Source organism: Mesorhizobium sp. Cs1321R2N1, from assembly GCF_037179725.1.
GTDB lineage: Bacteria > Pseudomonadota > Alphaproteobacteria > Rhizobiales > Rhizobiaceae > Mesorhizobium > Mesorhizobium salmacidum.
The window spans coordinates 1-14,039 of sequence record NZ_JAPYKP010000003.1 but is presented as its reverse complement, the minus strand read 5'-3'; the positions used below and the strand labels follow the sequence as shown (position 1 = coordinate 14,039).

14 protein-coding genes are annotated in these 14,039 nt (G+C 62.0%); 9 read left to right on the top strand and 5 right to left on the bottom strand.

Annotated elements, in window-relative coordinates; all coding sequences use genetic code 11:
* The first annotated feature begins 26 nt into the window (after window positions 1–26).
* Window positions 27–656 (top strand): invasion associated locus B family protein, encoded by a 630-nt coding sequence (locus O7A61_RS01240; protein ID WP_015317881.1) that lies wholly within the window; start codon window positions 27–29, stop codon window positions 654–656.
* A gap of 96 nt (window positions 657–752) precedes the next feature.
* Here O7A61_RS01240 and hspQ read toward each other — a convergent pair whose 3' ends face one another.
* Window positions 753–1,076, bottom strand: coding sequence for a heat shock protein HspQ (gene hspQ, locus O7A61_RS01235; protein ID WP_027142695.1), 324 nt, complete (start codon window positions 1,074–1,076; stop codon window positions 753–755).
* Window positions 1,077–1,218: 142 nt separating this feature from the next.
* On the bottom strand, window positions 1,219–2,433 hold the full coding sequence (locus O7A61_RS01230) for a UbiH/UbiF family hydroxylase (RefSeq protein ID WP_337128062.1): 1,215 nt from the start codon (window positions 2,431–2,433) through the stop codon (window positions 1,219–1,221).
* 113 nt (window positions 2,434–2,546) lie between these two features.
* On the opposite strand from O7A61_RS01230, the gene O7A61_RS01225 reads away from it, so the two are divergent.
* The 8 genes from O7A61_RS01225 to O7A61_RS01190 all read left to right on the top strand — a co-directional run bounded on the left by O7A61_RS01225 (window position 2,547) and on the right by O7A61_RS01190 (window position 10,843).
* Window positions 2,547–3,434: a DUF2182 domain-containing protein gene (locus O7A61_RS01225; protein ID WP_337106927.1), complete on the top strand. Its 888-nt coding sequence runs from the start codon at window positions 2,547–2,549 to the stop codon at window positions 3,432–3,434.
* 14 nt (window positions 3,435–3,448) lie between these two features.
* Window positions 3,449–4,063, top strand: a complete 615-nt coding sequence (locus O7A61_RS01220; RefSeq protein ID WP_337128061.1) for a DUF1326 domain-containing protein — start codon at window positions 3,449–3,451, stop codon at window positions 4,061–4,063.
* A complete protein-coding gene (pcsA, locus tag O7A61_RS01215; RefSeq protein ID WP_027142699.1) occupies window positions 4,060–4,878 on the top strand; it encodes a phosphatidylcholine synthase in 819 nt (272 codons plus the stop codon). The genes O7A61_RS01220 and pcsA overlap by 4 nt, the downstream gene beginning before the upstream one ends.
* Before the next feature lie 27 nt (window positions 4,879–4,905).
* On the top strand, window positions 4,906–5,883 hold the full coding sequence (locus tag O7A61_RS01210; protein ID WP_337128060.1) for a quinone oxidoreductase family protein: 978 nt from the start codon (window positions 4,906–4,908) through the stop codon (window positions 5,881–5,883).
* 216 nt (window positions 5,884–6,099) lie between these two features.
* The gene (locus O7A61_RS01205) at window positions 6,100–7,677 is read left to right on the top strand and encodes an ABC transporter ATP-binding protein (protein ID WP_337128059.1); all 1,578 of its coding nucleotides are present in this window, start codon (window positions 6,100–6,102) and stop codon (window positions 7,675–7,677) included.
* Window positions 7,674–8,804, top strand: coding sequence for an ABC transporter permease (locus tag O7A61_RS01200; protein ID WP_027142702.1), 1,131 nt, complete (start codon window positions 7,674–7,676; stop codon window positions 8,802–8,804). The genes O7A61_RS01205 and O7A61_RS01200 overlap by 4 nt, the downstream gene beginning before the upstream one ends.
* A complete protein-coding gene (locus tag O7A61_RS01195; RefSeq protein WP_337128058.1) occupies window positions 8,804–9,724 on the top strand; it encodes an ABC transporter permease in 921 nt (306 codons plus the stop codon). Before O7A61_RS01200 ends, O7A61_RS01195 begins: the two co-directional genes overlap by 1 nt.
* A 51-nt stretch (window positions 9,725–9,775) precedes the next feature.
* A complete protein-coding gene (locus tag O7A61_RS01190) occupies window positions 9,776–10,843 on the top strand; it encodes a BMP family ABC transporter substrate-binding protein (RefSeq protein WP_027142704.1) in 1,068 nt (355 codons plus the stop codon).
* 74 nt (window positions 10,844–10,917) lie between these two features.
* Here O7A61_RS01190 and rimO read toward each other — a convergent pair whose 3' ends face one another.
* From rimO to O7A61_RS01175, 3 genes are all read right to left on the bottom strand, one after another.
* On the bottom strand, window positions 10,918–12,231 hold the full coding sequence (rimO, locus tag O7A61_RS01185) for a 30S ribosomal protein S12 methylthiotransferase RimO (RefSeq protein WP_027142705.1): 1,314 nt from the start codon (window positions 12,229–12,231) through the stop codon (window positions 10,918–10,920).
* A gap of 164 nt (window positions 12,232–12,395) precedes the next feature.
* On the bottom strand, window positions 12,396–13,082 hold the full coding sequence (locus tag O7A61_RS01180; protein ID WP_337128057.1) for a TerC family protein: 687 nt from the start codon (window positions 13,080–13,082) through the stop codon (window positions 12,396–12,398).
* A 184-nt stretch (window positions 13,083–13,266) separates the two neighbouring features.
* Window positions 13,267–13,674, bottom strand: a complete 408-nt coding sequence (locus tag O7A61_RS01175) for a DUF930 domain-containing protein (RefSeq protein WP_337128056.1) — start codon at window positions 13,672–13,674, stop codon at window positions 13,267–13,269.
* Window positions 13,675–14,039: the final 365 nt, after the last annotated feature.

Below are 14,039 nucleotides of genomic sequence, written 5' to 3'. Positions count from 1 at the left end.
GGGATCATTGAGAGGAAGTACACGACATGACGAGCCTGAACAGCAACGCGTACCGCCTGTCGGTCATGGCCGCAGGCGTGGTTGGCTTTCTCGGCGCAGGACTTCCCTCTGCTTCCGCGCAGCAGCAGCCGCAGATTCCGCAGGGCTGGTTCAAGGCCTGCACCAAGCAGGAAGATGTCGACATCTGCAATGTCCAGAACATCGTCACCGCTGGCAATGGCCAGCTCGTCACCGGCGTCAGCCTGATCGAGCTCAAGGGCAAGGTGAACCGCAAGGTGTTCCAGGTGACGGTCCCGACCGGTCGCCTCGTGCCTCCCGGCATCGGCCTGCAGATCGACACCGGCAAGGCGCAGAAGCTCGACTATGTTATCTGCTTCCCGGATCGTTGCGTGGCCGAAGTGCCGCTGACCGACCAGCTCGTCGCCTCGTTCAAGAAGGGTCAGGGGATCACCCTGACCTCGATCAATTTCCAGAACCAGGCCAACCCGATCAAGATCGCGCTGCAGGGCTTCAGCGGCGCCTATGACGGCCCCCCGCTGCAGCAGTCGGACATCGAGGACCGGCAGAAGAAGCTCCAGGACTTCGTCGCCAAGAACAATCAGGACTTCGCCAAGAAGCTCAAGGACGAGCAGGACAAGGCGAAGACCGCGAACTGATCCACCACCGGGTCATTGTCGAGTCAAAAAAAGCGGGGTCATGCCCCCGGGGTCATGCCCCGCTTTTTCATTTCTGTCCGTCTCAGTATGCCGGAGTCAGTGCCTGGACTGCCGTTTCGGCGCGTAGCGCCCATCCGGTTTCTTGTCGAACATTTCCTTGATCTGCGGATGGCGGACGGGTTCTCCCGACTGATCCTCGAGCAGATTCTGCTCTGAGACATAGGCGATGTATTCGGTTTCTGAATTCTCGGCGAGCAGGTGGTAGAACGGCTGGTCCTTGCGCGGCCGCACGTCGGCGGGGATGGCTTCGTACCATTCGTCGGTGTTGGCGAATTGCGGATCGACGTCGAAAATAATGCCTCGGAACGGGAACAGCCGGTGGCGAACCACCTGTCCGATCGCGAATTTGGCCGTTTTCATCGTACTCACCACTGAATTCCTTGACTTTATTTGGCGCAGACTCCGCATCAATTCAATCCCGGGCGTCTGAGCGCCTTCAAAATACACGGAATGCGCAACAAAGGTTTTGGATGAACGTACCGCGGCAAAGCCCGCAAAATCGCTACCGCTGCCGCGTCGGCTTCCGAAGGCCGCCCGCAAGGGCCGCAAAGCCGCTGCCGGGACGCAGCCCTTCGCGCATGAAAAAGGCGCGAAGCGGTGCAAAACCACCAAGCACGCCGAGACCGACGCCACGCGCCATTTGCGCCGGCAACATATCGGAAAGAAGCGACACGTTGAGCAGATTGACCGCGCTACTCCGCGCGAGGATGTCAGGCCGGCGTTTGAAATCGTAGGCTGCAAGGGTCTCGGCAGCGCCGGGGTCTCCGCGATTTTCCGTTGCGATTCCAACCAGGTCGTCGATATCCCTGATGCCTAGGTTGAGGCCTTGCGCACCGATCGGCGGGAATACGTGCGCGGCTTCACCGACAAGCGCCACCCGTCGCGCCGCGAAACGCAGAGGGGTCACCGTCGATAATGGATAAATCTGGCGGCCCGGCTCCACGATTACCCGGCCGAGCATCGACTGCATCTTTCGTTCGATCCGCAGCGAGAGCGTTGCATCGTCCAACGCGGCAAGCTCCCTGGCGGTCTCGGGCTTGACCACCCAGACAAGGCTGGAGCGATTGCCCGGCAGCGGAACCTGGGTGAACGGGCCAGTCTCGGTATGGAACTCCGTCGAGGTGAAGCCATGTTCGCGGCTGTGGCCAAAATTGAGGACGAGCGCCGCCTGAGGGTAGGCGCGCGCCGCCGTCGAGATGCCGGCGGCCTCGCGGGCCGGCGACAGCCGACCATCGGCAGCGACCGCAAGCGATGCATCGATCTCGCTGCCGTCAGCCAGCGCGGCATGAGCTTTGTCGCCGCCGAGATGCCAGGCCTTCACCATCGATCTGCGCCATTCGATCCCGGAATGCGCCGCCACCTTGCCGGCAAGCGCGGGTCCAAGGACGCTGTTGGGCATATTCAGGCCGAACTGTTCCTCGTCGATCTCGCTGGCGCGGAAAGTGATGACGGGACTGCGGATCAGCCGGCCGGTCGCATCGACAATGCGCATCACCTTCAAGGGTGCGGCCTTGGGCACGATGTCCTGGAACACGCCCAGCCGTTCGAGCACTTTCAGCGCAGGCGTCATGAGCGCCGTGGTGCGGCCATCGGGAGCCGAAACCTCGGGCCCGGCAATCGTCACCGGAAAACCGGCATCGGCGAAGGCAAGTGCGGCGATCAATCCCGCCGGCCCCGTGCCTGCGATCAGTATCCGCGCTGTTTCCTGATGCTCCAAGATCGGTTTCCGGCTTGCTGTACGAGGCGGCCATCAGACCTGCCAGTCAAGAGACGCATATAGGGCAGATCATGCGGCTTGATCAACGCGGCGATTCGGCCCATTCGAGTGGAATGACCGGCCAACAGGATGATTTCAGCCACCTCGATCGTGCCGGCCGCGCCACGGCAAACGTCGCGCGCAACCCGCGCTTGACGGTCAACGTCGTCGTCGGTGCAAGCATCGCATTGGCCTGGCTGCTGCTAGCCGCGATGGCGATTCGCAGCGCCGAAACCCAGATCAGCGCGCCAGGCGATGCCTTGTTGCGTAATTTGCCGCAACTGCCGTTACCAGCCGTCCTCGAACGGTTCTTCGCGCTTTGCCTTTCACCAGCGCCGCTCGACGCAAGCATCGGCCCGCATACCCTGGCGCTCATCCTCATGTGGTTTCTCATGGCGATCGCCGCGATGCTGCCATCCGCGGCACCAATGATCCGCATTTATTGCGAGATCGCCGATACCGCGCGGATCAAGGGGGAATCAGTCGTCCATCCGCTGGTGCTGGTTGCCGGCTACCTCTGCGTCTGGCTTGCCGCCTCGATGCTGTTTGCGGCACTGACACTTGCTGTCCACGCATTCGCCGCCTCCGGCGGGATATTCGATCCGGTGCTTGGCGTTGCTGGTGGGCTCGCCTTGCTGGTTGCCGGCCTCTACCAGTTCAGCGGCCTCAAGGAGGCCTGCCTGACGAAATGCCGGAACCCGTTCTCGATCCTGTTTTCGAACTGGAGTGCCGAGACCGTCCGCGTGTTTCGGCTCGGCGCCGCGCAAGGCATCTGGTGCCTGGGATGTTGCTGGGCGTTGATGCTGGTGATGTTCGCCGTGGGCGTGATGAATGTCTTCTGGATGGCGCTGATCGGGGTGTTCACCCTGATTGAAAAACAGACGACGGGCAGTCTTCCAACCCGGCTGGCTGGTGCGATACTGCTTGTCTGGGCAGCCGCGCTGCTAGTAGTCTCGCTATGACGAGGGGAAATTCGATGGCAGATCAAAGCTGGGCAATGAAAGGAGAGCTCGTACTCTCCTGCAATTGCACGGTTTTTTGTCCTTGCGTGCTGTCGCTTGGCAGTCATCCTCCGACCGAGGGCTATTGCCAGACCTGGGCGGGTTTTCGTATCGATGCCGGCCATTTCGGCGAGGCCGACCTCTCCGGCCTCAATCTTGGGCTGATCATGGAAATCCCCGGTTACATGAGCCGCGGCAACTGGACCGCGGGCTTGTTCATCGACACCAGAGCCTCGGTCTACGCGGTCAAGGCATTGACCAAGATCTTCACCGGCAAGGCCGGCGGGACGACGTCGCTGCTCTCGATCCTCGTCGGTAAATTCCTGGGCGTCGAACAGGTGCCGATCACCTACGAGACGCGGGACAAGACGCGTATTTTCCAGATACCGAAGATCATCGACGGGGCGGTCACGCCAATCGCGGGCAAGGACCGCGAGAAGGATACGGTGATCACGAATTCCGAATACTGGATCGCGCCGGAGATCATCGTGGCGAGGTCCGACAAGAGCAAGATGCGCGCCTTTGGCCGCAACTGGAATTTCGCCGGCCGCTCGGCCGAAATCTGCAAGCTGGATTGGCGGGGCCCGTGAGAAAGAACACAAAGGCCCGGAAAATCGCCGAGAAGATCACCGAGCGAATTCCGCGACCGAAGAAGAAGGTCACCTGGCCGCAGGCGCGCGCGTTTTCGGTGCATCTGCTGACCGCCTCCGGTTCGTTCCTGGCCTTCCTGTCGCTGGTTGCGGCGAGCGAGGAGCGCTGGACTGCCATGTTCTGGTGGCTCGGACTGGCGCTGTTCGTCGATGGCATCGATGGGCCGATCGCCCGAAAGCTGGAGGTCAAGGAAATCCTGCCGACCTGGTCCGGCGAACTCCTCGACAACATTATCGACTATGTGACCTACGTGCTGATCCCGGCCTTCGCGCTCTACCAACGGGGCTTCATGGGCGAAGGCCTCTCGTTCCTTTCGGCCGCCATCATCGTCGTGTCGAGCGCGATCTACTATGCCGACACCGGCATGAAGACGAAGGAGAACTTCTTCAAGGGATTCCCCGTGGTGTGGAACATGGTGGTGTTCACTCTATTCGTCATCGAACCGGGACAATGGGTTTCGTTCGCGGTGGTCGTGGTGGCCGGTATTCTGACTTTTGTCCCGATAAACTTCATCCATCCGGTGCGGGTGGAGCGGCTGCGGCCGATCAATCTCGGCATGACACTGTTGTGGTGCGCCTTTGGCGCGCTTGCGCTCGCGCAAGCGGCGCTCGCCGCTTTCTACGACCAGATCGGCGTGCTGGGCGAGCAGGTCGGCACCTTCACCAAGATCGGCATTACCGTTACCGGGCTCTACCTTGCAACCATTGGTGGCCTCATGCAGTTCTTTCCAAACCTCGGCGCCAAAAAGGCCTGACCAGCCGCTCTTCAAGGAATCCCGTCCATGTCCAAAGCGATCCGCATCCATGCCAATGGCGGCCCGGAAGTCCTGACCTATGAAGACGCCAATCCCGGCCAGCCGGGTTCGGGCCAGATCCTGATCAGGCATACCGCGATCGGTCTCAACTTCATCGATGTCTATCATCGCTCGGGCCTCTATCCGCCGCCCGGAGGGTTTCCGCTTATTCCGGGCAGCGAAGCCGCCGGCGTGGTGCTGGAAGTCGGCCAGGACGTCGACTGGCTGAAGCCCGGCGACCGGATTGCCTATGCCGTGACGACGGGCGCTTATGCGCAAGAGCGCGTCATCGATGCCAGCAAGGTCGTCAAGGTGCCGGACGGCATCAGCGACGAACAGGCGGCCGCCATGATGCTGAAGGGCATGACCGCGGAATATCTGCTGCGCCGGACCTTCAAGGTGAAGGCAGGCGACACGATCCTGTTTCATGCAGCAGCCGGCGGCGTCGGGCTCATTCTGGGCCAGTGGGCGAAGCATCTCGGGGCGACGGTCATCGGCACCGCCAGCTCTGCCGATAAGATCGAACTGGCCAAGGCACACGGCTTCGATCACGTCATCAACTACAAGGAGCAGGATTTCGTCGCCGGCGTCGCCGCGATCACCGGCGGCAGGAAATGCGACGTTGTCTATGATTCCGTGGGCAACGATACATTTCCGGCCTCGCTCGACTGCCTCAAGCCGCTCGGTATGTTCGTCAGCTTTGGGCAGTCTTCCGGACCCATCCCGCCGTTTTCGATGTCGCTGCTGGCGCAGAAGGGCTCGCTGTTCGCCACGAGGCCGACGCTGTTCGTCTACAATGCTAAACGCGAGGACCTCGACGCCTCCGCCGCCGCACTGTTCGAGGTTGTGCTCAGTGGTGCTGTCGAGATTAAGATCAATCAGCGCTATGGGCTGAAGGACGCGGGCAAGGCACATCAGGATCTTGAAGGACGCAGAACGACAGGCACGACCGTCCTGGTTCCCTGACGACAGTCTGCCTGGGTTTTCAGCGTCCTGCCGCAGCGGCGGGCATGGTTTGCACGGAAAGCCGGCCAGCCGTATCCTTGTGCGGGAAGGGCTAATCTTTACCCTTGAGTTTCCGCTGAAATTCTTGAAGCTCTTTCAAGTCGGGTGCTGCTTTCGCACGAGAGCCGGCCGCGCATACGATGCTTGCGGGAACACAGAACATGTCCGGTAATCCGGATGGGAGGCACTGTGAGTGCAAATCATGATGGGGCGAACCTGCTTGAGGTTCGTGGCCTGACCAAGATATTCGGCACGCTGACAGCGTGCGACCATATCGACCTCAACATCGCCAGAGGTGAAATCCACGCTTTGCTCGGCGAGAACGGCGCCGGCAAGTCGACGCTGGTCAAGATGCTGTTCGGCTCGCTGGAGCCCAATTCGGGCGAGATTTTCTGGAATGGCCAGGCGGTGCGGATCACCAGCCCTGGCGCCGCCAAGAAGCTCGGCATCGGCATGGTGTTCCAGCATTTTTCGCTGTTCGAGGCGCTGACGGCGGCCGAGAACATCGCGCTGTCGCTGGATGACGGCTCGCCGATCAGCAGCATCGCGGCCAAGGCGAGGGCGCTTTCCTACAGTTACGGCTTGCCGCTCGATCCGGAATCGCTGGTCGGCGATCTTTCGGTCGGTGAGCGCCAGCGCATCGAGATCATCCGCTGCCTGCTGCAGACGCCACAACTGATCATCCTGGACGAGCCGACATCGGTACTGACGCCACAGGAGGCCGACAAGCTGTTCGAGACGTTGGAACGGTTGCGCTCGGAAGGCAAATCGATCCTCTACATTTCGCACCGGCTCGAAGAGGTCAAACGCATCTGCGACCGCGCCACGGTGCTGCGGCATGGTAAGGTGGTCGGTCACTGCAATCCGCGCGAGCAGACAGCCTCATCGCTCGCCCGCATGATGGTCGGCAGCGAGGTGCAGGCCGTGGTGCGGGCGCCGGTCGAGGGGATCGAAACCGCGCAGCCGCTGCTCGAAATCCGCGACCTCAACCGCAAGCCGGCAACGCCGTTTTCCATTCCGCTCAAGAACATCAGCCTCAATGTCCGCGCCGGCGAGGTGATCGGCATTGCCGGCGTTGCCGGCAATGGCCAGGGCGAGTTCTTCGAATCCGTCTCCGGCGAGGTTTTGCAGCAGGATACCGCCTCGGTGCGCATCCGTGGCAAGGACGCCGGCGGCCTCACCATTACTGGGCGGCGCCTGCTGGGGGCTGCCTTCGTGCCGGAGGAGCGTCTCGGCCATGGTGCCGCGCCGCGCATGAAACTCTCGGAAAACCTCCTGCTGTCGCGCCACGCCACGGACGGCAAGGCCTTTGTCGGCACCGGTGGCATGGTCAGGAGCGGCGCCGTCTACGCCGCTTCGCAACGCATCATCGAGGCGATGGATGTGCGCAAAAGCGCGCCGGATCCCGAAGCAGCGGCACTTTCGGGCGGCAATCTGCAGAAATTCATCGTCGGCCGCGAACTCGACCGCCGGCCAAGCGTCATGGTGGTGAACCAGCCGACATGGGGCGTCGACGCCGGTGCCGCCGCCCACATCCGCCAGGCCCTGATCGAGCTCTCTCGCAGCGGATCGGCAGTACTGGTGATCAGCCAGGATCTGGACGAGCTGTTCGAGATATCGGACGCGATCGCGGTCATGCACAATGGCGAATTGTCCAGGCCGATGCCGATCGCCGAGGCGACTTTCGAGAAGGTCGGCCTGTTGATGGGCGGCGCCGAACCCGGCCACGCCGAACACACGCTGGAGACGGCATGATGCGCCTCGAACTCGTCAAACGCCCGCAGCGCTCGGCGCTGTTTTCGATGCTGTCGCCGTTCATCGCCTTCGCGCTCACCATCATCGCCGGAGCCATTATGTTCGCGCTGCTCGGCGTCAACCCGCTCAACGCATTCAAGATCTATTTCATCGAGCCGATCAGCCAAGTCTGGCAATTGCATGAACTGGCAATCAAGGCCGCGCCGCTGATCCTGATCGCTGTCGGCCTGTCGGTCTGCTACAAGGCCAACATCTGGAACATCGGCGCCGAAGGCCAGTTCATCTTCGGCGCAATCTTCGGTTCCATCATTCCCGTGCTGTTTCCGCAATTCGAAGGCCCGCTGGTGCTGCCGCTGATGCTTCTGCTCGGCATGGTCGGCGGTGCGGCCTACGCGGCGATCCCGGCCTTGCTGAAGACCCGGTTCAATACCAACGAGATCCTGACCAGCCTGATGCTGGTCTATGTCGCGCAGCTGTTCCTCGACTGGCTGGTGCGCGGTCCCTGGCGCGATCCGCAGGGACACGGCTTTCCGCAGACGATCCAGTTCGGCGACTCGGCCGTGCTGCCGGAGCTGATGCCCGATGCCGGGCGAGCCAATTGGGGCTTCGTCTTCGCCCTGGTTGCGGCGGTGCTGATCTGGATCCTGATGGGCCGCATGCTCAAGGGTTTCGAGGTCCGCGTGCTGGGCTCCAGTCCGAGGGCAGGGCGGTTCGCCGGCTTCGGCCTGAACCGCATGGTGTTCTTCGCCTTCCTGCTTTCGGGCGCGCTGGCCGGCCTTGCCGGCATCTCGGAAGTCTCCGGTGCCATTGGGCAACTGCAGCCCGTGATTTCGCCCGGCTATGGCTTCACCGCCATCATCGTGGCCTTCCTTGGCCGCCTCAATCCGCTCGGCATCGTCGCCGCGGGCCTGGTTCTGGCGCTGACCTATCTCGGCGGCGAGGCGGTGCAAAGCGCGCTCGGCATTTCCGACAAGGTGGCGAGGGTGTTCCAGGGCATGCTGCTGTTCTTCGTGCTCGGTTGCGACACGCTCATTCATTACCGCATCCGATTGATCGGCCTGGCGCTGACCAAACAGGAAGCCCCCGCGAAGCTCGAGGCCGCGCCAAAGTTGAAGGAAGCCCGCTGATGGACATTACCGTCAACATCCTCCTGACCATCGCAACGGCGGCGACGCCGCTTTTGATCGCGGCGATCGGCGAATTGGTGGTCGAGCGCTCCGGCGTGCTCAATCTCGGTGTCGAAGGCATGATGGTCATGGGCGCCGTCGGCGGCTTCGGAGCCGGCTATCTGACCGGGTCGCCCTGGATCGGCCTGCTGGCGGCGATCGCCGTGGGAGCGCTTTTCTCCCTGCTGTTTGCCGTCATGACGCTGTCGCTGGCCACCAACCAGGTGGCGACCGGCCTGTCACTGACGCTGCTCGGGCTCGGCCTCTCCGGCATGATGGGAACGCGCTTCGTCGGCCAGCCTGGCGTCAGGCTGCCCAATCTCGACATTCCCGGCCTCAGCTCGATTCCGGTCGTGGGCAGGCTGCTCTTTGGCCAGGACCCTGTGTTCTACATTTCGATCGCGCTGACGACTGCGGTAATGTGGTTTCTGTTCAAGACGCGTACCGGGCTGACGCTGCGTTCGATCGGCGACAGCCACACATCGGCGCATGCGCTCGGCATCAAGGTCATCCGCTACCGCTACCTGGCGGTCATCTTCGGCGGCGCTTGCGCCGGTCTTGCCGGCGGGCATCTGTCGCTGGTCTATACGCCGCAGTGGGTCGAGAACATGTCCGCTGGCCGCGGCTGGATCGCGCTCGCACTGGTGGTGTTCGCATCCTGGCGGCCGTGGCGGGTGCTGGCCGGCGCCTATATCTTCGGCGCGGTCTGGATCGGCCAGCTTCATGCACAGGCTTTTGGCATTCCGGTGCCCTCGCAGATGCTTTCTTCTCTGCCCTATCTGGCAACCGTCGTGGTTCTCGTTCTAATCTCGCGCAACAAGCGTCTGACGATGATGAACACGCCGGCCTCCCTGGGGCAGCCATTCGTTCCGGATCGTTGACAACAACAAAAAGACGGGAAGCTCCAAGGCTTAACACAGAGAGGTAACACAATGAAAAAACTGCTTATTGCCCTGATGACGACGACAGCGGCTTTGTCGCTGGCGGCGTCCGCAGAGGCCGCCGACAAGTTGAAGGCCTGCTGGGTCTATACCGGCCCGATCGGCGATTTCGGCTATTCCTACCAGCACGACCAGGGCCGCCTCGAGGTCGAGAAAGCTCTCGGCGACAAGGTCGAAACCGCCTATCTGGAGAACGTCTCCGAAGGCCCCGACGCCGACCGGGCTTTCGAGCGTCTGGCGCGCGAAGGCTGCAAGATCATCTTCGGCACCTCGTTCGGTTTCATGGACGCCGAAGTGAAGGTCGCCAAGAAGTTTCCCAAGGTGATGTTCGAGCACGCCACCGGATACAAGACCGGGGACAATCTCGGCATCTACAATGCGCGCTTCTATGAAGGCCGCTACGTGCTCGGCCAGATCGCCGCCAAGGAATCGAAGTCCGGCGTCGCCGGCTACATCGTCTCCTTCCCGATCCCCGAAGTGGTGATGGGCATCAACTCCTTCATGCTCGGCGCGCAATCGATCAATCCGAACTTCAAGGCCAAGATCGTCTGGGTGAACTCGTGGTTCGATCCGGGCAAGGAAGCCGACGCCGCCAAGGCTCTGTTCGACCAGGGCGCCGATATCATCGTCCAGCACACCGACTCGACCGCTGCCCTGCAGGTGGCCGAAGAGCGCAAGCTGCACGGCTTCGGCCAGTCGTCCGACATGATCAAGTTCGCGCCGAACGCGCAGCTGACCTCGCTGACCGACGAGTGGGGCCCTTATTATATCAGCCGCGTGCAGGCAGCCATCGACGGCAGCTGGAAGCCGGACAATGTCTGGCTCGGCATCAAGGACGGCGCGGTCAAGCTCGCGCCCTACACCAACATGCCTGATGACGTGAAGGCGATGGCCGAAGCGACCGAAAAGAAGATCGCCGGCGGCTGGAATCCCTTCACCGGACCGATCGCCAAGCAGGACGGCTCGGCATGGCTGAAGGACGGCGAGGTCGCCGACGACGGCACACTGCTCGGCATGAATTTCTACGTCAAGGGCGTCGACGACAAGCTGCCGCAATAAGCGGTGGATCACATTTCGATATGGAGAGGGCGCCGCGAGGCGCCCTTTTCATTTGTCGGAAAAGCGAGGAAGGGTCAGACGGCCGAACCGTAGAGATCATAGGCGTCGGCGCGCTCGACCTTGACGGTGACGATATCGCCGGCGCGCAACGGCCGGCGCGACTGGATGTGGACCGAGCCGTCGATCTCAGGCGCGTCATATTTGGTGCGGCCCTTTGCCGAGTTCCCGTGCGCTTCGTCGATCAGCACCGGCAGCCGTTTGCCGACCTTCCTGGCAAGCTGCGTCGCCGAGATCTTCTGCTGGCGCTGCATGAAGCGATGCCAGCGCGCTTCCTTGATCTCCTGCGGAACCTGCTCGAGCCCAAGGTCGTTGGAACGGGCGCCTCTGACCGGCTCGTATTTGAAGCAGCCGGCGCGATCGATTTTCGCTTCATCCAGCCAATCGAGCAGCATCTCGAAATCGTCGTCCGTTTCGCCGGGGAAGCCGACGATGAAGGTCGAGCGGATGGCGAGATCCGGGCACACGTCGCGCCAGCCGCGAATGCGCTCAAGCGTCTTTTCGCCGTGGGCGGGCCTGCGCATGTTCTTCAGCACCTGCGGCGAGGCATGCTGGAAGGGGATATCCAGATAGGGAAGGATTTTTCCCTCGGCCATCAGGGGGATGACGTCGGCGACATGCGGGTAGGGGTAGACATAATGCATGCGAACCCAGATGCCGAGCTTGCCCAGCTCCTCCGAGAGATCGAGGAATTTCGCCCGCACTTCGCGGTCGCCGAACATGGACGTCTGGTACTTGATGTCGATGCCGTAGGCGCTGGTGTCCTGCGAGATGACGAGGAGTTCCTTGACGCCGGCCTTGGCCAGTTTTTCGGCTTCCCGCAGCACATCGGCCGCCGGCCGCGAAACGAGATCTCCGCGAAGTGCCGGGATGATGCAGAAGGTGCAACGGTTGTTGCAGCCTTCCGAAATCTTCAAATAGGCATAGTGGCGCGGCGTCAGCTTGACGCCCTGCGGCGGCAGGAGGTCGATATAGGGATCGTGCGAGGGAGGGGCAGCCTCATGGACGGCGGCCATCACGCTCTCATAGGCCTGCGGCCCCGTGATCGCCAGCACGTTGGGGTGCTTCTCGCGGATCACGTCCGGCTCGGCGCCCAGACAGCCGGTGACGATGACCCTGCCGTTTTCCGAAAGCGCGGAGCCGATGGCGTTGAGCGACTCGTCGCGAGCGGAATCAAGGAAACCACAGGTATTGACGACAACGAGATCGGCGCCGTCATGCTTGCGGGCGATCTCGTAGCCCTCGGCCCGCAGACGCGTGATGATGCGCTCGGAATCCACGAGCGCCTTCGGGCATCCAAGGCTGACGAAACTGACGCGAGGGGCGGACATAGGCAAGTTTCCAATGGGGGCACGGGCCGAAACGGTGCCCCGGCCTCAAGTCGCTGTAAATGTCGGTCTGTGGGCATGGCCGGAGCCAATACGCGCGGCGCAATAGCACGGGTTCAGCAATCAAGCAAACCTGTCGATGGGCAGGTCCACGCCATCAGGGTGGCTCAGTGGCCTCCCGATCCGAACCAGGGTGCCAAAAAAGCGAAATGATCGGGGAATTGCTGCACGGCCCCATCAAGCAGCATCTTGACCGCGACATAGAGGATGATGATCAGGCCGACATAGGCAATCCAGCGGTATTTGTGCAGCAGGCGCGCGACGAACGACGCGGCAAAGCCCATCAACGCGATCGACAACGCCAGTCCGACAATCAGTACCGTCGGATGGTTCATGGCCGCGCCCGCCACGGCAAGGACATTGTCGAGCGACATCGACACGTCGGCAATGACGATCTGCCAGGCGGCTTGCGAGAAGGTCTTGCTGGGCCCCTTGCCGCCGACGACGCCATCCTTGTCGAAGTCGCCGTTCGACAGCGCTTCGGTGGCGTCGCGCTCGTCGTCGTGGCTGACACGCAATTCGCGCCACATCTTCCAGCAAACCCACAGCAGAAGCAGGCCGCCACCGATAAGCAGCATGGGACCAATGGTCAGCAGCCATTGCGTGATCAAGGCGAAGAAAATGCGAAGAACGGTGGCAGCCGCGATGCCGACAAGAATGGCTCGCTTGCGTTGGCTGACCGGTAGGCCGGCCGCCGCGAGGCCGATGACAATGGCATTGTCGCCCGCGAGGGCAAGATCGATAGCGATGACCTGAAGAAGAGCCGAAAAGCCCGCGGTGGTAAAAATTTCCATCGACCTGGAAGCCCTTCGTCGAGTGTTCGTCGTCGATCGTCCAAACGGGCCTAAAGGCATGGTCCGCTGGCGTCAAGTCGCGGCACCGGACAACGCTGGAAAACCATTTTCGTGGCGGTGGAACCACGCGAGATTCTCAACAGCCGCCGACTGCAGCCAGATGCCGGTGCGAGCCCGCGAGAACCTAATCGTAGAGATTGTACTTCGCCCAGTCGGTTTCCGGGATCTCATCCCCGATCCGATAGCGGAGCTGGAGAACGTCCATATGGTCCGGCCCCGTCTGGCATTTGAATTTCAGCCGGTACCATTGTCCCTTGCTGCGGAACGCCGCACCGGGGCTCCGGATCGCGTCGGCGCTCATCTCTGGCGTCGCGAAGGCGTATGCGACGACGCGGTCGGCCTTGAACTTGCGGTCGTCATGAGAGATGCGGTCGAGGATTTCGGCGTCGCAACGTTGTTCGAGGCGAGTTTGCGGGTCGAGTTTCAGGAGGCCGGCGCGCAGGGCGCTGTCCATGGCGCTGGCCGGAAAAGCCAGGGCCAAGGACGCCACGGCCATCATACACAGTGTCTTCATGAGCGGGACAAGCAGCATGTTTTGTCTGAAAAATCAACCAACAGGCCTGGCAGGTTCCCGTGTTCAGGCGGTCGGCGCGTTCAAAATCCCGTGTCGTGTTTCATCGTCGGACGACCGCGGCCAACGGATCAGCGAGGCGTGCGTAACGCCGTCCCCAAGACTTGGCCGGCGCCAACCTGTTGTCGGAGAAACACCTTGGTGTCCTGATCGAGATTCCGCCAATCGCAGTCGCACAATGCAGCTTCCATGGCCTAGATGTGAGCTTTCGGGAGGTTGTCCATTCGGACCGGACCGAGGAGACTGGAGTTACCAGGCTTCAGTACAGATCGGAGGGTCCGAATGAACATCCACAAGAATGCCCGTCTGACGCCGCTGCGTCGAGA

What these genes read in the sequence shown, in the direction of transcription:
- O7A61_RS01240 (WP_015317881.1), top strand. Translation starts at nt 27, where the DNA reads ATGACGAGCCTGAACAGCAACGCGTACCGCCTGTCGGTCATGGCCGCA.
- hspQ (WP_027142695.1), bottom strand. Translation starts at nt 1,076, where the DNA reads ATGAAAACGGCCAAATTCGCGATCGGACAGGTGGTTCGCCACCGGCTG.
- O7A61_RS01225 (WP_337106927.1), top strand. Translation starts at nt 2,547, where the DNA reads ATGACCGGCCAACAGGATGATTTCAGCCACCTCGATCGTGCCGGCCGC.
- O7A61_RS01220 (WP_337128061.1), top strand. Translation starts at nt 3,449, where the DNA reads ATGGCAGATCAAAGCTGGGCAATGAAAGGAGAGCTCGTACTCTCCTGC.
- O7A61_RS01210 (WP_337128060.1), top strand. Translation starts at nt 4,906, where the DNA reads ATGTCCAAAGCGATCCGCATCCATGCCAATGGCGGCCCGGAAGTCCTG.
- O7A61_RS01205 (WP_337128059.1), top strand. Translation starts at nt 6,100, where the DNA reads ATGGGAGGCACTGTGAGTGCAAATCATGATGGGGCGAACCTGCTTGAG.
- O7A61_RS01200 (WP_027142702.1), top strand. Translation starts at nt 7,674, where the DNA reads ATGATGCGCCTCGAACTCGTCAAACGCCCGCAGCGCTCGGCGCTGTTT.
- O7A61_RS01195 (WP_337128058.1), top strand. Translation starts at nt 8,804, where the DNA reads ATGGACATTACCGTCAACATCCTCCTGACCATCGCAACGGCGGCGACG.
- O7A61_RS01190 (WP_027142704.1), top strand. Translation starts at nt 9,776, where the DNA reads ATGAAAAAACTGCTTATTGCCCTGATGACGACGACAGCGGCTTTGTCG.
- rimO (WP_027142705.1), bottom strand. Translation starts at nt 12,231, where the DNA reads ATGTCCGCCCCTCGCGTCAGTTTCGTCAGCCTTGGATGCCCGAAGGCG.
- O7A61_RS01180 (WP_337128057.1), bottom strand. Translation starts at nt 13,082, where the DNA reads ATGGAAATTTTTACCACCGCGGGCTTTTCGGCTCTTCTTCAGGTCATC.
- O7A61_RS01175 (WP_337128056.1), bottom strand. Translation starts at nt 13,674, where the DNA reads ATGCTGCTTGTCCCGCTCATGAAGACACTGTGTATGATGGCCGTGGCG.